The sequence below is a fragment of the Flavobacterium salmonis genome, from assembly GCF_903819435.1.
Lineage (GTDB): Bacteria > Bacteroidota > Bacteroidia > Flavobacteriales > Flavobacteriaceae > Flavobacterium > Flavobacterium chungangense.
The window spans coordinates 35,330-54,421 of record NZ_CAIJDP010000083.1; the positions used below are offsets into that span (position 1 = coordinate 35,330).

The window sequence follows — 19,092 nt, forward strand, 5'->3', positions numbered from 1 at the left end:
GAAAAGTAATTTTCGGACAGCCTATTTTTTGTTTGCCTTTTTGGTAGTAATTCTATTCGTGCAGACATATTCTATTAAGCTCTAAAACCTTGGATAATTTGCTGAGCGAGCTATTGTACAATTAAGCAGTCATCACATTGCAGATAAAAGCCATTATATTGCCTCTCTTTTTTCTAAATAAAAAATAACCTAAAAAATTAAATCGTATAATTGATATATCAATTATATTTGTGTCAAATAATTTGAAATGAAAAAAAATAATCCAACAGGAACCGTTCTTTATACAATTGAGCAAACAATTAAAGAATATAGAAAAATTGCACAGAAAAACATAAGTCAAATAGTAATTGATATTACTGTTGACCAGTGTCTGCTGCTCATAATACTTGATAAAAATGCGACTTATTCTCAAAAAGAAATTGCAGAATTAATTTTTAAGGATAGCGCATCAATTACCCGAATTATCGAATTAATGGTGAAAAAGGATTATCTGACAAGACAAATAAACGAATCAGACAGAAGAAAATTCAATCTTGAAATAACTGAAAAAGGAAAAAAAACAATTGAACTATTAACACCCGTTATACATAAAAACAGAGAAGATGCTCTTGAAGGATTATCAAAAGATGAAATTGCATTGCTTGACAAGTTACTAACTAAAATAATCTCAAATTGTAAAAAATAAAATGACAAAAATTTATCAAATATCTAAGGCGGCACAAATTATACTATTTATGTTTTTCCCTGTATTTATTTTTGGGCAAAAAAATATATCAGAGAGTCTTGCAAAATATATGGAAGCACAGGTAAAAGTAAATGATTTTAGCGGAACAGTGCTTGTTACAAAAAATGGTTCTGTTTTATTAAAAAAAGCGTATGGTTTGGCAGACTACGAGTGGAATATTAAAAACACCATAGATACTAAATTCCAGCTGGCTTCGGTAACCAAACAATTTACAGCTACAGCTATTCTTCAGTTAGTAGAGAATAGAAAATTGTCACTTAATGATCATTTAAGTAAATTTTTTCCGGACTACCCAAAAGCTGATAGTGTTACGATTCATATGTTGTTATCGCATTCATCAGGACTTGCTTTAGGTTTCAAAGAAATAGCATTAAGTACTATGAGTGTTGATTCTGCCTATTCTCAAATAAAAAAAATACCTTACGAATTTTCACCGGGAACTAAAACTGCATACAGCAATATAGGCTATTATTTATTAGCCAAAATAATAGAAAAGGTTTCAGGGGAGAAGTACGAAGTTTTTTTAAGAAAAAACATTTTTGAAAAAGCAGGAATGAAAAATACAGGTGTTAGTAATAATGATTCGATCATCTTGAAAAAAGCGAAAATTTATTGTCGAACAGAAAAGGGGTTTATGCACAATCCATATATCAATTGGAAAATTAACATTGGACATGACGGTATTTATTCTACCGTAGAAGATTTGGCTTTATGGGACAAGGCACTATACGGAACGACTATCTTATCAACAGAAATGAAGAAACTAATGTTTACCCCTTATAGCTCTGAAAATTGGGGATACGGTTTTATAATTAATCCATTTTATAATCACGGACATCAGCTGATTGCCCATGACGGAGGTTTTTTTGGTACCATGACTTCCTTTAACCGGTTTACAGATGACAAAATTTTTGTGACGGTACTTTCAAATAACGAGTCATTTTCATACATTATAGCCTACGGGCTTTCAGCGATTGCCTTGCAAAAAGAGGTAGAACTTCCATACAAACATTATCAAACTAAAATAGATACTACAGTTTATGATAAATATGTCGGTAAGTATGGTAACTTTGAAATAGTAAAAATTGACGGCAGACTTTACTATAATAGTGTAGAAATGGAACTATTGCCTGAGTCTGAAACAAAGTTTTTCAGAGCAGACAATAACGATAGAACAATTGAATTTATTGAGGATAAATCAGGTATTTGCAATGCTGTAGTTTTTACAAAAGGAGGCGTAAAAGAAACTGTCAAAAGAAATAATTAGCAGGCGCTACATAGGAGAAAAAGTATAATTCAAATTTTGACCTTATTACTTTTAGCTTTCCATTGACAGACAAAAGAGAAATATCATTAGATCCGGGTTTTCAAAAAAAATACATTCTTTTTTACATTTTTTAGTAGTTCAGACGTTGTCAGTTCTTATTTTCTTAACTGATACCCAAAAGTTAGCGGATATTTTCGAAAACCCGATAAGCAAGTTCCTTTTAAAAATAATTAATTACACTTTTTTGAGAAATCAACGAAACCAAAAGAAAATAGAAAAGAGGAAAATCAAAAACAAAGAAAAAAAAACAGAACGAAAACATTATTCTCTTTTAATTTTTGCTTTGATTTTTTGTGTTATAAATTTAGCGTTTATCGAAAGTAAAACGATTGGACACGATTACAGATATAAAATCTACATATTCTTATTGCCTGTAAGTATTGGAATGCTGTTTTTCGGAATTTACAGATGGAATTTTTTAATTAGAAAATATTTAAGTTTTAAAGAAATACATTTAAAACTATATGTGATTGGGTTCTACTTGTTACAGGGAATTGTAGTCTCCTATTTAAGTTTTGGTCAAATTACAAGTGTAATATGGAATTGCATAAATAATTATGAAGCAGAAAAAAATCATACAGAAATAGTCTATTGTAAGGTAACAGGATTTTACACTAAAAAAAATCCACATGTAAGTTGTATTTTTAAAAATCATACTGAAGTTTTTAGCGTTAGTACTGAAATGAATCGTGAAAATTATCAGCGTGATCCAAAAGATTATGAACTTAAGATAACGATACAAAAAGGAATCTGGAATTACTATTTGGTTAAAAACTGGGAATTAAACAAAATCATTAGCCGTTAGGAATAATAAAGAGTACAAACATCAATGTTTCTATTTTAAAGGCTGTAAATTCAAAAGAGCTGTCCGGCAAAACAGCTCTTTTTAGTCTACAAATTTTATTACTAATTCAAAATTTTAAAAAACTGCGTTTTTCTTTAGAGACTATTAAAATTAAAGTAAAGAATTGCCGTTCTGAATGAATAACTGATGCATGTTATTTGTTAGCAGACTGTTCAGTTTTGGGCTGCATGACAACTTCTACTTTGTTTGCTTTTGGCAGTACTTCACCAGCATATTTTTTCATATCCTGTGACGATATGCTTTTAATAATTTTGACATAATCATCACTGCTGACAAATTTATCACCAAATTGGACCTGACCTGTAATAGTACTCATCCAATAAGAATTGGATTTAATATTCTGCTGATTGCTTTTGATCAAATCTTCTTTGATATCGGATAAATCTTTTACGTTAGCATCAATTTTTGTAATAGCATCCAATTCATTATACACGATTTGCAATAGTTTACTGTCCTTTTCAGGATTACAGTCGAAACTTACACGTAATGAAAAAACCGGAGTCGGATCTTTAGATAGCGAACTCTGCGTTTGTACGCCATAACTTCCTCCTTCATCTTCCCTGATTTTTTCTAAATAGCGTTTGTTTAGCAATTGCGATAATACATAAGCCATAATCTGATTTTTATCTGAATAGGTTACGTTTTTATTCTCATAATGCACATAAATACTTGCTTTAGGAACACTCATTTCACGTACCAGTTTTTCTTTGGCTGTTCCTGCTGCCATACCAATTTTATGATCTGTAAATTTTTCGTGAGTGTGGTTTCCGGATAAATTTCCAATATATTTATTTATAACCTCCAGGTCTGTCTGCGCAATATTTCCAACAAAAACAAATGTAAAGTCTGAGGCATTTGAGATGCGTTCCTGATAGATTTTGGATGCCGTATCAAAGTTTAATTCCCCAAGGTTTTCTTTACTCAAAAGAAACGTTCTCGCACTGTGATTACTGTCCAGCATTGCTATAGTATCACCAAACAGTTTGTTATTATTTTCGTTTACATTCTCAAGCGCATTGCTGTAATAATCTATAATTCTTTTATACGCCTGCTGTTCAAATCTTGGCTTTTTAAAGTATAAGTAGGTCAATTGTAATAGTGTTTCGAAATCTTTTTGCACAGCGCTTCCACTAAATCCTTCGTAATGTTCAGCGATATAGGGGCTTATTTTTACCGTTTTTCCGGCAAGTTGTTTTTGAAGGTCTGTTACCTTAAAATCTCCTAAACCTGAATTTTTAGCTAAAACCGTTGCAATTTGCGCAGAGGGCAAATCTTTTTCTGAAAGTAAAGAACTCCCGCCTGGGCTAAAAGCGGAGAACAGAATCTGATCCTGCGCTAAAGTTGTTGGGTAAAGAATCACTTTTGCCCCGTTTTCTAAAATGTAACCCTTGGCTTCTTTTATGCCTTTAATGTCAAATTTCTTTGCAATAGACTTAGCAGTAAGTTTATCACTAACCAAAGCAACATTATTTAGAGTTTCGGTGTAAGGTGCTAACTTTTCTGTTTTTTCATTTTTAATAACCGTGGTATAATCTGTTTCTGATGGATATTTTACATTTTCTTTTTCAGGTCCGGAAACGGTTAAAATTTGATTTTTTTCTGTTGGAAGCGTACGGAAAACAGAATTAATCTGAGCGATATCAAGTTTTGATAAAGTCGCTTTTACCACTTCAAATTCATCTTCCATACTCATTACCGGCGAAGCTTCTAAAAAGTACCCCTGCAATTGCGAAGCCCAGTTTTCGTTACCAATTTTATCTTTGTTTTTTAACTGATTTTCATAACCGGAACGCAAATTTTCTTTTACGCGGTCTAATTCTTCTTTTGTAAATCCGTTTTGAATGGCGCGCTCATATTCTGTATACGCTTGTTGAAAGGCTTCTAATAATCTTCCGTTTTTGGGGTTTACCGTTAAAGTGAAAAAAGAAGTCAATCTTGTTAAACTGGAATGGCTTACACCTGCAGACAACAACGCCGTTTCATTGTTTACCGTATATTCTCTAAAACGATTGTTCATCATTTGCAAAGCCAGGTTTTCGGCAATATTATTTTCAAAAGCGGCTAAATCCTGAACAACGGGTTTTGTCTTTTTAAAATTAAGCGAAATTGAGGTTTTCTGTGCTTCTTTATCAATGGCAAGTTTGTATAAAAGAACATCATTGTCAGGAATACTTTCGTAAGTACGTTCTGCCGGATTAGACGGTTTTGGTATAGAACCCATAATGGCTTTTACCTGCTGTTCCATTTTTAACGGATCAATATCTCCCACAATAATTATCGCCTGATGGTTGGGCAGATACCATTTTTTATAATAATCCCGTAATTGTTTGTATTTGAAATTATCAATCAGGTCCATATTCCCTAAAACATCTCTTTTTGAATATTTTGAACCGTTGTAAATGACCGGTTCCAGCTGAGAACCGATTCTTAAATCGGCATTTCGTCTGGTGCGCCACTCTTCGTGAATTACACCTCTTTCGGCATCGATTTCAGCATCTTTTAAAGATAAATAACCCGACCAGTCGTGTAAAACGTATAAACAGGAATCTAATAAAACAGGATTTTTTACCGGTACATTGCTGAGGTTGTACACCGTTTCGTCGTGTGCGGTATAAGCGTTAATATCACGTCCAAAAGTGACACCATGTTTTGCCAGCATATCAATAATGCCTTTTCCTTTAAAATGCTCGGTTCCGTTAAAAGCCATGTGTTCCAGAAAATGTGCCAGCCCGTTTTGATTGTCGTCTTCTAAAATTGCACCGACATTCTGAACAAAATAAAAATCGGCACGTTCTTTTGGCCATTCGTTATGCAGGATAAAATATTGCATCCCGTTGTTTAAAGTGCCATGAACTACATCTTTCCGCAACGGAATCGTAGTTTTAAATTGTGCCGATACCTGGGCTAAACCCAGTATCATAAAATGCACTAAAAATATCTTTGTTTTCATGTTGATAGTTTTGTTTTTTTTTGATTGATTTTTTTGAAAATGGTATAAGAAGTTACTACTGTTTATTATAAGGCTTCATAAGAAACCTTATAATGACAGTTTTGAAAATTGTTGAATTAAACAGATGAAACGGATTTACCTTGCGAAAACACGGATTAATACGAATTTTTAATATATTTTAATCTTTGTTTATCAGTGTTTTAGCAATAGCGAATCAGTAAAATCAGCGTCTAATATCGATACCGTTTTACTAGCTATATTACATCCAGTCTGGTTGGTTTTCGCCTTTTAAGTAATAATCAAAATACTGCTGCATTTTGCCGGTCCAGTCTTTTTTGTTTGCTGCATCGTCTAAAGTGTGTCCTTCTTTTTTGTAGTTCACCAGCCATCCTGGTTTTCCTAAACGGCGAAGTGCAAAAAACAAAGATTGTCCTTCCTGATAAGGCACTGCACGGTCATTATCATTATGAAAGATCAACGCCGGTGTTTTAATGTTTTTTACTGAGAACAAAGGCGAATTTTTAATATACCCATCTAAATTATCATACAGAGAACTTCCCATTCTATATTGATCTGCTTCGTATTTGAACATGGTCGAAATACCGTTTGATCTCATAACAGGATAATTGGCCGTAAAATTACTCACGCCGGAACCTATAATGGCACAGCTAAAAAGATCTGTTTTTGTAATTAAAAATGAAGTTTCGTAACCTCCAAAACTATGTCCCTGAATACCAATTTTCCCTTTTTCGGTAATTCCGTTAGAAATTAAATATTCTACACCGCTGACAACATCATTGTAGACACTGTTTCCCGGATTTCCATATTGGTAATGCACATCTGGCTGGAAAACGATATAGCCTCTGCTGAGATAGGTTGGAATATTGATATTGGAACTACTGAATTCCGGTGATTGATAGGCATTAAGTTCTTCGGTATGTTTTTCGTAAAAATGAACAATAACAGGGTACGTTTTTTTAGGATCATAATTCTCGGGAAGATATAAATTTCCCTGGTTTTCTTTTCCGTTAAAAGTAGTCCAGGTTATTAATTTTGAAGTTCCCCAGGCATATTCTTTTTGCTGCGGATTTACATCTGTAATTTTTTGCTGTGAACCAAAACTTGCTGTTGCCCACCATAAATTCGGAAATAGGGCGTAACTTTCTTTTACAAATAATACACTTGAATTATCTCCCGAAACAGATTCAATTTCCGTATTATAATTCACATCTGCTGCTACTTTTGTAACGGTATTATTGGCAAATTTATAGACTCCTTTTGACTTATGCAGCTCATCAAAACCTATTAAAAAGAATGTTTTTTTCTGGTCTAAATCACCTATAAAACCACTTTCACTATAGCGCAGTTCTATGTTATTTTTTCTTCCAAAACCTTTTGTTAAAGAATAGGGAGCTTTTTGGTTTAACAAATCTATGGCCCAAAGATCAAACTGGTCGTATATTACTAATGTGTTTCCGTTGTTTAACCAGCCGGCAATTCCAAATGCTGTGTTTGCAGATTTCATATCTACATTATCATCAGAAACCGGAAACGGAACCTGTGCACTGCAATTTTTAAACTGTAGCGATGCAGGATCAAAAACGGTCCATGCTTTTTGATTTTCATCATAATAAACGGCAAAACTTCCCTGTGGATTCCAGGATGGGTTTCCAAAAACTCCAGTTAGTATTTTTGTTTTTTCGCCTGTTGAAGCGTCTATCCAGTATATATCATTACGCTCGTTAAAAGTCCAGTCTACTTCGACTGTATACGGATTTTTGTCATTAGCAAAAACACCTTTAAAATTACCCGATTCAGGTGCCATCACTTGGTCAAATTCGCCAGATGAAGCTGTTTTTATGACTTTTTTATTTTTAATATCATACAGGAATTTTGGTTCGCCAGGCAGTGTTTTAGAACCTCTAAGCAATTCTTGTCTGCGCTCCATTGCACCCTGATTCGTTTTCCAGATTTCAACTCCTGATTTCGGAATTTGAGTGTTTTCTGGACGTTTGTTTGAATTTACCTGAAGCTCTATAAAATTGCTGTTTTCGTTTAATCCATAAGCTGTTTTTGAGATAGAATATCCGGAATCGTTTAACGTAATATCATTATAGTTGAATAATTCCTTAACAGAATTGTTCTTCAAATTGAAATAATAAACCAGGTTAAAATCGGTATTGTTGGTGCCTTTCAGTGTAAAAGTTCCGCCATCTTCATTAGCATTCAATTGAAAATCGCCAAAATCAGCAGCTTTTCCTGTATAAACGGTTTGTTGTTTACCTCCGGGTGCTCCTTGTTTTAAAAATACTTTATCGTTCTCTATCTGCACATATACGATTGATTTGTTTTTCAAAAATCGAAACGATTTCATGTTATTTACAAAAGTACTGTCGTTGCTTTCTAAATTGTAACATACAAGACGCTGCAGAAAAAACTGCCCTTTTTGAGTTTCAGGACGTGTGTAATACAAAAGATCGGTTCCGTCAAGAGCGTTGGTGTAATGTTTGCTTTTCCACAGTTTTTTAATTCCTGATTTTAAGTTATGCAAAATTATACTGTCATTCGAATGGTACTGAATCCAGTCTTTTTTCCCAATGAATTTTAAATCACTGATAGTATTCATTACGAAACGTTTTCCTTTAGGTGCTTCCTGAATAATAATTTGTTTTGGACTTTCTTTTTGCTCATCCTGAAAAACAGTGCTGTACGACATCCATTTTCCGTTATAGGACAACGATTTGCTGTTTATCCTTTTCCATTGATCGTAAGCCGTTTCGCCAACCACTTTTTTCTGTGCAGATAAACTATGTACACTCAAAGTGAGTGTACATAGTAAAACTATTTTTTTCATATTGTTTGATTTCAAGGGGAATTATTCTTTTTTCAACGTATTGATAACGTTTGTCAGTTCATCGATAAGCTGCCCCGGATTTCCAGAATATCCTTCTGATGTAAAACGAATCTGGCCATTTTTGATTACCACTTTTCTGGGAATACCGCTTGATTTAAATATCGCTGCATAATTGGAGAAAGATTCGTTATTGGTTCCGCCTCCTTTTTTAACTAAATCAAAATAAGTATCCAGTTTTAAGCCTTTTGATTTTAAATACGCCAAAGCTTCTTTTTTATAGCCTTCTTTGGTTTCCTGAGTGCTTATAAAATAAATCTCAACTTGTTTATCTTGTTTAAAGTTGTTGACCAATTGCTGCATTGCCGGAAATGCCTGTTTGCAAGGCCCGCACCATGTTGCCCAAAAATCGATTACAATAATTTTTCCGCTGTCTAAAGCGAGTTGTTTTGTTTTTCCGTCTGCCGTCTGCACTTTAATTGCGGGTGCAGGAACCGGATTCATCAGCGTGATGTTTTCGTCTGAATTGCTTTCTTTTTTCAGCTGCTCTAAATACCCCGAAAAATCAGCTTCTTTTTTTCCGTCTTTTAAATAGGCTTCTTTTAATTTAGCCGTTGCTCCTTCCGATAAAGTATTCGCTCTTGCAGCATTTTTTAAAACCTCAATTATGGGTTTGTTTAATGCCTCTAAAGCTCTTACGTGAATGTCGTTGATACTTGCTTTTTCATAACGTTTTTGAAATGGCAGCAATTCAAAAGTTTCTAAAACTTCTTTATACTTTTTCAAAATATCGTACATACGAATCTGAATTACTAATTCATTCTCAAGCTGTGTTTTTGCATTCTCTGTTGCCTGATTTGGTGACCAGTAAATTCCCTGCATATACGACAAATCATTTACTTTTTCCTGCATCAGCCTGATCATTGGCACGGCCATAGTTTCTACAATCGCAGGCTCAACAGATTTAGTATACAGCACCTTAGAAATATTCTGATGATAACAGTCGTTTATTGAGGCAAAATTCATTGTTGGAATTAACTTTAAAACGGATTGATAATCTTTTGTTTCAAAATAATAACCAAACAACATTTTAGAAATGTTATTATACAGGTAATTCTGTGATTCAGGTACGGTTGGATTGTTCGGAAAATCTTCTAAAAACTGAAGTGCAGCTTTATTTCTTTCAGCTGCATCAGCAATTGGAGTAATTTTTTGAAAAGCTTTAAAACGCATGAAAGCACCTTTTGGAAATTGTTTTTGAATTACGGTTTCAAGCGAATCTCCTTTTGCTTTATCCTTAAGATCGTATAAATATAAATCATGAACTTTTACAAAAACCTCTTCTGGAAGTCCATTCATTTTTTTAGTAAAATCTCCTAAGAACCGGTGTCCTAATTCATCAAATTTTTCCGGTTTCTGAACTTTTAATACCTTAATGTAGGTATCAATAAATTTGGGAAAGTTTTGCCCCTGATCTGCCACTTCTTTTTTCAGCCAATATTCTGTTGCATCTCCTCCGATGGTAAAATCTTTAAAATAATTGCTAAACTGACTGTTGAAATCTTTGTTTCTAAAAGTCGCCCAGGCCAGATCTGCTCCGGGCATTTTTACTTTTGGTTCTTTAAACACAACCAGAAGATAGCCTGTATCTTGCCCGGTATCTGTTACCACGCCGTTGTCTGTATTGCCGTAAAATTTGAAGGCCATAAAAGCGCAGTTTTTAGGAACTGTATATTCTACATTCCATACAGCACCGTTTCTTTTCAATTTCAGGTCTTCTATTTCCCATCTGTAATCATTAAAAACATAGGTATAACCATTGATTTCTTTTACATTTTCCAGCGGTCCGCCTTTTGCATTATAGGTCATATTTAAAGTTGATCCCGGAATGGGGATATCTGGCATTCCGGTTAATCTCAACGTTGTTTCCTGACTTGTAACCTGTAGGGTAAAGGCACAAAAAGCCAATACCAGTAATTTGATATTTGATATTTTTTTGAACATTTTTCGTGTTTTTTATTTACCCAGTTCCGGGTTTAAATCGATGTAATTTTGGTTAATCGGGAATACATATCCATCACTATTAGGTTCAAGAGTATAAGTAACAGTTTTAAAAACTCGAGTGTATGTTTTTCTGAAAGCCGGATCAAGGTTCAATCTTCGCTGATCAAACCAACGGAACCCGCGGCCAATGAATTCTTTTTGTCTTTCTGTCAAAGCTAAATCTAATGCTTCTTTGGATGTTGTTGCAGAAACCTCATAAGCTGTAGCAGCTTTGTATCGCTTAGCTCTTAAAATATTCAGATTATCTACTGCTTTTTGTGTCTGCCCTAATCTGGCATAACATTCAGCAGCAATTAGATACATTTCAGGAACCGATACGCCTACATTTATTCCGTTAGTAAAGCTGTAAGTAGCAATTCCAAATCCTCTTCCTGTATAAGTAGGATAAATACCTATATTACCAGCAATTGTATAATAATCATAACGTAAGTCATTGCTTGAAAAACTATTTAATAAATCATTTGACAAAGGAGCTCTGTTGTAAGACGTTAATAATGTTTTTGAAAATATAACCTCCGGATTCTGAATCAAAACAGGATAACTATATCCAGAAGCAAATGTTTTTAAATCGATTAAACCATTTTGCATTGCTAAAGCTTTTTCTGCATTATCAAGACTCAGCTGGTAAGAACCCATATACAGATAAGTTCTGGCCAATAAAGCATACACAGCTCTTTTTGAGGGGAGTACATTGAACTCCGGCGTATCCTGAATATCATTGGCCAGAGCACTTTTTAGATCTGAAATAATCTGATCATAAACCTGCCCAACAGTGCTTCTGTCCAAAGAAGAAAACAATTCCGGTTTTAACAATAACGGAACTGCTTTTTCAGCATTATCTGAAGCCGGATCAAATTGTGGACCGTATGTATTTACCAGTTGTAAATAAGCAAATGCCCTGTTTACAAAAGCCTCAGCATAGATTTCTTTTTTCTCTGATTCTAATCCATCCTGGCTGCTCATTACTCCGTCTAAAATAACATTGCTGTAATAAATAGCCTTATACAAGCCATTCCAGTCTGCATCACTCTGAGAAGGATCATATATTCTTTCCTGCCAGGTATAGCTGTTTCCCCAAATGGTAGTAACACCATTTTGATAAGTTGTAGGAAATTCTACATCTGCGTTGGCAAGAAGATAAATTCCGCCTGAAGAAGTTATATCGTTATAGCTATTAGCCAGACCTCTGTAATCAGAAGTATATTTTAAAACTCTGTTGTTTCCAACCGGTTCTACTTCAACATAATCTCTACAAGAGTTTAATAAAAGTACTGGCAGGAAAATATATAGTGTGAATTTTAGTAATTTCATAAATCTGTTTTTTAAAATTAAAAGCTACAATTAAATTGTAAAGAATAATTACGTTGCGGAGCCAGTGTGTTATAGTTATTATTTGATAAATACTGAGGATCAATACCCTCATCATTTTTAACCCATAATAGCCCTAAATTTCTTGCAGCAAAATTGAAATTCAATGATTTTATAAAAGTTTTTTGTAACCATTCCGCAGGCACATTATAGCCCAATGAAATCTGCTGTAATCTAATATTATCAGCGGGAAGTACATTGATGTCTGCGTTTTGAAAACGATTTAAACTGTTAAAACTAATATTGCTTAATCCAGGAACATTTGTAAGCACTTCGTCTCCGGCTTGTCTCCAGCGATCGGCAATCAATTCGTCTTTTGCAACTGCACCATATTGTACGCCTGCATAAGTAGGATAATTTTGCAACACGGTATTTCTAAATACATGTCCTGCGTAGTATGTTATCTGAACACCAAGTCTGAAATTCTTATACGAGAAATCATTCATAAATCCGCCAAAATAAGGTGCAATAGTTCTTCCCATATATTTAAGGTCGTCTTTATTAATCATTGAAATTCCCTGAGTTGAATTTATGATTGTACCATCTTTTTTATAAACCGTAGACTGACCATTAGCATCTAAACCTGCCCATTTGTAAGCATAAAGATACCCTATTGGATTACCCTTCGTTGTTACTCCAGACAAATATTGATTTGTAGTTGTAGCTATAAAACGGGAGTCTGTTACTTCATTTGTGTTATAGGCAAAAGTGAAACCACTATTCCATTTGAAGCCTGAGTTTATGATAAGTCCTGAAATATTTAAATCAATACCATGCCCTTTAAGTGAAGCTGTGTTGTAATTTAAATACGACCAGCCCGATGTTGGATTAAAAGGCAAACTCGTTAATATATCATTGGTTTTTTTATAATACAAATCAGCACTTCCGCGAAGACGGTTATTGAAAACGGCATAATCTAAAGCAAAATTAATTGTCTGTGTTGTTTCCCATTTAATCTCAGGATTTTCCGGTGCTGAAATAGAAGCAGTTGGTAATTGTGTGTTAAAATCAACAGATCCAACAGAAATTACAGCACTTTTACTTCCAAAACCACCCGGTGGAGTACTTCCTGCTTTTCCATAAGTAACTCTGGCAGATAAATTGTTTAACCAGCTTACTTCTTTTAAGAAAAATTCTTTATTGATATCCCATTTACCTCCAACAGACCATAATGGTAATGCTCTGTTTTTTCTGGAAGCTCCCAGTAAATTAAAGTCATCAAAACGTACACTTCCTGATATATGATATCTGCTCATAAAATCGTAAGATCCTAAGCCGTAATAAGACAAGTAACGTTCTCTATATTTATTGATGCTGTTATCAGAAGTTCCAATAATATTTTGCCAGCCATAAATAGTGGTATAATAAGTCGTAGGATTTACGGAAGTTGATGAGTTAGTATCCATATTATAGCCATAATACCTTTGGCTTGATCCTTCTCTGCGCTCTTCTCTAACTTCTGAACCTGCTAAAAAGTGCAGGGCATTATTCTCATTAAAGTTCTTATTGATATTCATCTGCATACGCATACTTTGCGAGGCATTTGAAGTAGTTGTTGTGTACAAATAAGATCCTACAGGTACGCCATAGACTAATTTTCCTGCTGTACTTACAGAAGTTGCCTCATTAATCATGTTTCTTGCATAGTAACTGTCTAATTCACTCAATGACTTTGTTTTGTTTCCAATGGTAGTGTACATCCCTGAAGCTTCAAAATTCAACCAGCTGTTTACTGTCGCCGTTAAACTGGCATTCAACCTTATGTTTGCCCCTTTTGTTACTACATTAGAATAATTTAATTCATCCAGATAATTATAAGTCCACGGCAAATATCCTTTTGCTTCAAATCCTTTTGCAACTTCAGGTCTAAAAATAATATAACGATCTATACCATCTCCGTTTTCATCAGCAATCATATCATACGGGCGCAGCGCAAAATTGGATACGTTTGATAATGCTTCATTGGCAGTGGTATTGGTTTGAAATTTTGAAGAAACGTAGTTTATCCCAGTATTTAATTTTAAAAAGCTTTTAAGCTGAAAAGAATTATTGAGCGTTATGCTGTACGATTGAGACTCGTTACCTCTCATCGCTGCTTCATCTTTATTATATCCTAAAGACAAATAATAAGTACTTTTATCACTTCCGCCAGAAACAGATAAATCGTATAGTCTGGTGGATGAATTTCTTAATAAATATTTATTAATCTGACCCAGATTGTCGTTTTGTCCCAATTGATTTAATAAACGTTCTCTTTCTGAAATAGAAATAGTTCCTCTTTTTTGCTGAAACATGATTTCCTGTGCAGCACTCGGGTTTTTGGCCTGCCAATCGCTTATATTATCAACCACAAACCCACCATTAACCAAATCTTTTTCATAATCAATATATTGGGCTGTGTTCATGACACGCAATTTTCCCAAATCCATTTTTTCACCTATTGTAGTGGTGGCATTAAAATTGATTATTGGATCACCTTTCTTTCCTTTTTTGGTGACCACTACAATTACTCCATCGGCTGCACGAGATCCCCAGATAGCAGCAGCAGCGGCATCTTTTAAAACCGTAATACTCTCTACATCTTCCGGATTAAGGTAGCTTAAAATAGAAGCTCCTGAAACACCTCTTCTGCTAAAGCTAAAATCATCCTGAGACTGCGGAAAACCATCAATAACAATTAAGGGTTTGCCACTACCGAGATAACTGTTTGTCCCTCTTACCGAAATAGTACCTGTTCTTGGATCAACTTTTACGCCTGCCATTTTTCCCTCGATTCTTTGGTTAAGATCTACAGTAGGAACATCGGCAAGTTCTTTTGCACTCATAACTTCAAATGAACCCGTTACTCTTTCTTTAGGGATATCAGTATATCCGTTTGATGCAACAACCACTATATCTTTTAATAATTCGACCTGAAGTTCTAAAACTACATTTATCTCTTTTTTATTATTTACAGCAATTGTTTTGGTCTTATAACCTAAGTAAGAAAATTTAAGTGAATCTGTAGCAATTACTTCAATTCTATAGTCTCCTTTTTCCCGGGTAATATCCCAAATTTGTGTACCTACCAATGAAACATTTACACCTATTAATTTATTTCCTTTTTTATCGGTTACCGTTCCTTTGAGTTCATAAGGCTCCAGTTCAACTAACGAAGTTTTGGGCTTACTTTTTTTTATAACTATCTGTTTGTCAATGATACTGTATGTTAATCCTGTATTCGATAAAGCAGTGTTTAAGATTTGCTCTACTGTACCGTATTGATTTATATTTACCTTTTTAGTTGAAGACATTAAATCATCATTGTAAAAAAACACAAAATCGCTCTTTTGCTGAATAGTGGTAAAAAGCGTTTGCAATGAAGCACCTTGTACTTTCACAGAGATTTCATTTTGTGCTTTGACACCATTGGCATAAATAGTGGTTAATCCTAAATACAGAACTAAAATGGATACTCTCATAAATAAAATAAAAGTAAGGTTGATGATTTTTTTAGGCAATAGAAAGCCTATATCATGATTATTATTCATAATTTTGTTTTAGTTATTTAATAATTGCATTTGCAATTAAAGTTGACATAGCCAAGAGATGTTCCAGCATCTTTTGGTTTTTTTTTGACTGGTTATATTCCTTTTATTCTTGAGTTTTATTTTACATCATAGGCATCAATAATTTATAGTCATTAGTATTTAGTTAATAGTTATCTCTCTGGTTTTGGCATCATATACGAAATCAAAACCTGTGGTAGCTTCTAATGTTTTTACCACTTTATCTAAATCATCATTAAGTTTAAAAGCACCTGAATAGGTTTCTTTCGGGCTTATCTCTTTATTCATCACAAAATCTACGTTGTAATAGCGTGTTAATTTATCAAGCACCGCAGGCAGTTTTTCTTTAGAGAACTCATAGTATCCTTTTCTCCATGAAAACAACTGCTCAACATATTGTACTTTTGTTTTGATTGTCTGGCTTTTTTTATCCAAAGCAGCAATCATTCCCGGATTAAGAACCGCCTGAAGTGTATCGTTGCTTAAGAGCCCTTTTTTAGCATAAGCAACCTGAACTTTTCCGCGCAATAAAGCTGTCGAAACTTTTGAATCTTTAGTGTAACAGCTTACATTAAATAAGGTTCCCAATACGCGAACGCTGTAATTATTGGCTGCCCTTACAAAAAACGGTTTTGCCGCATTATGTGCTACATCAAAAATTCCTTCTCCTTCCAGAAAAACTTCTCTGTTTGCAGCATCAAAAGCTGTTGGGTAAATTAATTTAGAACCGGAATTAAGCCAAACCTGTGTTCCGTCTGCCAGACTTAGTTGTGCTCGTTTTCCGTACGGAACCATTACCGTGTTATACTGTGGTTCCAGTGTTTTTTTTTGATTAATCTGCTTATTATTTACCTTAATTTTATTTCCCGATGCATCATAAGCAATTGTGGTACTATCACCAACACTAACAGCTTCCTGATTTGATAATATCAATTTGACCTCATTGCTTTTCTCAAAAGAACTATTTATTTCTGTGGTATTTGCAAATTGCTCTATCGGACTCATTACTTTTTGTTGCTGTTTAAAAACAACTGTAATTCCAAGGCATATACAAAATACCGCCGCTACACTCCAGGACAGCGTACGAAGTCTTTTTCTTTTGATGCGTTGTTTTTCAAAAGCAATGCTTTCTGCAATTCTTGCTTTTAAATTTGCCTGATCTTCTTTTGGTAAAATTTTGAAATTTGGGTACAAAATATTTTTCTTTTAAATTCTATACAGCTATAAGAATCAAAAGGGAAAAACATAGACAAAAAAAATAAAGTTTTTTTAAAGTTTTTTTAAAGTTTACTCCGAAGTTTTGTTAAAGATCTGTATATTAATGTTCTACAAGATTCAAGGGTGATTTCTAAACTAGAGGAAATTTCCTCATAAGACAAATCTTCGCTAAACCGAAGATGCAATGCATATCGCTGTTTTTTGGTAAGTGAAGATAAAGCAACTGCCAGAGTAGCGTGTTTGTTTAAAGTAGTTTCATTAAAGATAAGTTCATCTTCTGTAGATTCTGTTTTATAAGCACCTTCAGCCACAATATCAAGCCTTACGATTTTGGTCTGTGATTTTAGCTTTTTGAAAATATCATTTTGAAGAGATTTAAACAAATAGGATTTAATTGCAACGTCTGCTGCAATAGTATTTCGGTAACGATGAAGATCAACAAAAATATCATGTATGGAATCCTGCACTAATGCATCATCATTAGTGTATTGCATTCCAAATGAAAAAAGCATATTGATGTACCGATCATATAATTCATGATAAGCGTTAACATCTCCTTTTTTAATTTGGCTCCAAAGATCAATATCTCTCTTTTCATTACCCATTGAAGATTTTCACGCTTTAAGAGTTGTTTTGTGTACAAAACTAAAGAATTTCAAAAATTTCCAATTAATTTTTCATAATTATTTCAATCAGGATAAAAAATTATCAAAACCTGAAAAAAATATAATTGTTTTGATTTTTTAATAAATATAGGCTTCAATAATTTTCTTTTATCAAATACTACAACCATTAAACTTACAAAAAAAGAAAAAAAGAAAATGAGGTGTTTTTCTATCATATAATCTTAATACTACAAAGAGATTATCGATAAAATTTAAAAAATCCTTTTTTGTCTAAACCAGACTGAATTTTAATATAAAATCCTGCTATTTTAATCCTTAATACAGTTAGTTTACACTTTTCTGTAAAATGTTTATTTTAGCTAATTAATTGTTCAAAACGGCTAAAAGCAGCTTCTTGTTTCAACCCATCTTTGTATTATAATTTTAAACAATTAAAAAAATGCAAAAGATAATTTTTATTACAGGAGCTTCATCTGGTTTAGGAAAATCAGCAGCAAAATTATTTCAGAGTAAAGAGGGCAGGTAATTGCCACAATGCGAAATCCTGAAAAAGAGACACAATTAACTTTATTGAATAACGTAACAGTAATTTTGCTTGACGTTACTGATTTTGAATAAATTAATGTTACAGTAATTGTTTTTTGATACTTGTACCGTCTAACTACTAAAATTCATATCTTTTAATATTTATAGTATTACATTTTATACATTGATAAATCGCTTGCTGTTTTTATAGAAAACACGAAAATATTCCTATAAAAAAATAGCAAAATGATATTTTTTTACTTTTTTTTTACTCAAAAGATACAATTATTTAAAAAATTAATAATATTGCCATTCAAAACAAATTATAAATGATGTCACCAAATTCCAGTTTGGATCAAAAGAGACTTCTTCTTGAGTTATCTCAGGGAAGTGAACTGGCATTTACACAACTATATAACCAGTATAAACATATTGTTTACGGTACTGCTTTAAAAATCACCAAATCACCAATTCAGGCTGAAGAAGTAGTTCAGGAAGTGTTTTTAAAAATCTGGCAAAATCAGGATAATTTAGCTGATATAGTCAATTTTGAAAATTATCTTTTTATTATTTCCCGCAATCATATTTTTGATATGATCAAAAAAATAGCACGGGAAACCTCTTTGCCGGTTGAACTTAATTATAAAAATACAACTTCAGAAGATACAGATACTGCTATAAAAGACGATCAGTACAATATTATCCTGAATCAGATCGTAGAACAGCTTCCTCCTCAACAGCAAAAAATCTATAAAATGGCTAAATTGGAAGGTTTAAGCCATCAAAAAATTGGTGAAGATCTGGGGATTTCTACAGAAACGGTAAAAAAGCACATGGCGCAGGCCTTAAAATTTGTACGTCTCAAAATTTCTCCTTACATTAATATCTTCATGACATTCATTGTGTTTTTTAAGGCTTAAATCTTAAAAAGCATTTCTTTTTGAGTCATCCCGGATTTTTTTTTGCATTTTTTTTACATTTTTTTAACTTTCGACTACTCCCTCC

General features: G+C 33.4%; 11 protein-coding genes and 1 pseudogene. 5 read left to right on the forward strand and 7 right to left on the reverse strand.

The window, feature by feature from the left end; translation table 11 throughout:
- The first annotated feature begins 247 nt into the window (after window positions 1-247).
- From FLACHUCJ7_RS19390 to FLACHUCJ7_RS19400, 3 genes are all read left to right on the forward strand, one after another.
- The gene (locus tag FLACHUCJ7_RS19390) at window positions 248-685 is read left to right on the forward strand and encodes a MarR family winged helix-turn-helix transcriptional regulator (RefSeq protein ID WP_078226472.1); all 438 of its coding nucleotides are present in this window, start codon (window positions 248-250) and stop codon (window positions 683-685) included.
- 1 nt (window position 686) lies between these two features.
- Complete coding sequence (locus tag FLACHUCJ7_RS19395; protein ID WP_230408878.1) at window positions 687-2,012, forward strand: serine hydrolase; 1,326 nt, start codon at window positions 687-689, stop codon at window positions 2,010-2,012.
- Between the two features lie 244 nt (window positions 2,013-2,256).
- Window positions 2,257-2,877, forward strand: a complete 621-nt coding sequence (locus FLACHUCJ7_RS19400) for a hypothetical protein (RefSeq protein WP_180910108.1) — start codon at window positions 2,257-2,259, stop codon at window positions 2,875-2,877.
- 193 nt (window positions 2,878-3,070) lie between these two features.
- Here the strand turns inward: FLACHUCJ7_RS19400 and FLACHUCJ7_RS19405 are convergent, their stop codons facing one another.
- The 7 genes from FLACHUCJ7_RS19405 to FLACHUCJ7_RS19435 all read right to left on the reverse strand — a co-directional run bounded on the left by FLACHUCJ7_RS19405 (window position 3,071) and on the right by FLACHUCJ7_RS19435 (window position 17,541).
- Entirely contained in the window at window positions 3,071-5,887 is a 2,817-nt protein-coding gene (locus FLACHUCJ7_RS19405) for a M16 family metallopeptidase (RefSeq protein ID WP_180910109.1), read from the reverse strand.
- Window positions 5,888-6,146: 259 nt separating this feature from the next.
- Window positions 6,147-8,741, reverse strand: coding sequence for an alpha/beta hydrolase family protein (locus FLACHUCJ7_RS19410; protein WP_180910110.1), 2,595 nt, complete (start codon window positions 8,739-8,741; stop codon window positions 6,147-6,149).
- Between the two features lie 21 nt (window positions 8,742-8,762).
- On the reverse strand, window positions 8,763-10,742 hold the full coding sequence (locus FLACHUCJ7_RS19415; RefSeq protein WP_180910111.1) for a TlpA family protein disulfide reductase: 1,980 nt from the start codon (window positions 10,740-10,742) through the stop codon (window positions 8,763-8,765).
- A gap of 12 nt (window positions 10,743-10,754) precedes the next feature.
- Window positions 10,755-12,113: a RagB/SusD family nutrient uptake outer membrane protein gene (locus FLACHUCJ7_RS19420; protein WP_180910112.1), complete on the reverse strand. Its 1,359-nt coding sequence runs from the start codon at window positions 12,111-12,113 to the stop codon at window positions 10,755-10,757.
- A gap of 17 nt (window positions 12,114-12,130) precedes the next feature.
- On the reverse strand, window positions 12,131-15,700 hold the full coding sequence (locus FLACHUCJ7_RS19425) for a SusC/RagA family TonB-linked outer membrane protein (protein ID WP_180910113.1): 3,570 nt from the start codon (window positions 15,698-15,700) through the stop codon (window positions 12,131-12,133).
- 159 nt (window positions 15,701-15,859) lie between these two features.
- Window positions 15,860-16,912, reverse strand: coding sequence for a FecR family protein (locus FLACHUCJ7_RS19430; protein ID WP_180910114.1), 1,053 nt, complete (start codon window positions 16,910-16,912; stop codon window positions 15,860-15,862).
- Between the two features lie 86 nt (window positions 16,913-16,998).
- On the reverse strand, window positions 16,999-17,541 hold the full coding sequence (locus FLACHUCJ7_RS19435) for an RNA polymerase sigma factor (protein WP_180910115.1): 543 nt from the start codon (window positions 17,539-17,541) through the stop codon (window positions 16,999-17,001).
- 460 nt (window positions 17,542-18,001) lie between these two features.
- Here FLACHUCJ7_RS19435 and FLACHUCJ7_RS25460 point away from each other — a divergent pair.
- Together FLACHUCJ7_RS25460 and FLACHUCJ7_RS19440 are read left to right on the forward strand one after the other, a co-directional pair.
- Window positions 18,002-18,177: pseudogene (locus FLACHUCJ7_RS25460) on the forward strand (SDR family NAD(P)-dependent oxidoreductase); the annotation flags it as partial.
- A gap of 239 nt (window positions 18,178-18,416) precedes the next feature.
- On the forward strand, window positions 18,417-19,007 hold the full coding sequence (locus FLACHUCJ7_RS19440) for an RNA polymerase sigma factor (RefSeq protein WP_078226482.1): 591 nt from the start codon (window positions 18,417-18,419) through the stop codon (window positions 19,005-19,007).
- The last annotated feature ends 85 nt before the right edge of the window (window positions 19,008-19,092 follow it).

What these genes read in the sequence shown, in the direction of transcription:
- FLACHUCJ7_RS19390 (WP_078226472.1), top strand. Translation starts at nt 248, where the DNA reads ATGAAAAAAAATAATCCAACAGGAACCGTTCTTTATACAATTGAGCAA.
- FLACHUCJ7_RS19395 (WP_230408878.1), top strand. Translation starts at nt 687, where the DNA reads ATGACAAAAATTTATCAAATATCTAAGGCGGCACAAATTATACTATTT.
- FLACHUCJ7_RS19405 (WP_180910109.1), bottom strand. Translation starts at nt 5,887, where the DNA reads ATGAAAACAAAGATATTTTTAGTGCATTTTATGATACTGGGTTTAGCC.
- FLACHUCJ7_RS19410 (WP_180910110.1), bottom strand. Translation starts at nt 8,741, where the DNA reads ATGAAAAAAATAGTTTTACTATGTACACTCACTTTGAGTGTACATAGT.
- FLACHUCJ7_RS19415 (WP_180910111.1), bottom strand. Translation starts at nt 10,742, where the DNA reads ATGTTCAAAAAAATATCAAATATCAAATTACTGGTATTGGCTTTTTGT.
- FLACHUCJ7_RS19420 (WP_180910112.1), bottom strand. Translation starts at nt 12,113, where the DNA reads ATGAAATTACTAAAATTCACACTATATATTTTCCTGCCAGTACTTTTA.
- FLACHUCJ7_RS19425 (WP_180910113.1), bottom strand. Translation starts at nt 15,700, where the DNA reads ATGAATAATAATCATGATATAGGCTTTCTATTGCCTAAAAAAATCATC.
- FLACHUCJ7_RS19435 (WP_180910115.1), bottom strand. Translation starts at nt 17,541, where the DNA reads ATGGGTAATGAAAAGAGAGATATTGATCTTTGGAGCCAAATTAAAAAA.
- FLACHUCJ7_RS19440 (WP_078226482.1), top strand. Translation starts at nt 18,417, where the DNA reads ATGATGTCACCAAATTCCAGTTTGGATCAAAAGAGACTTCTTCTTGAG.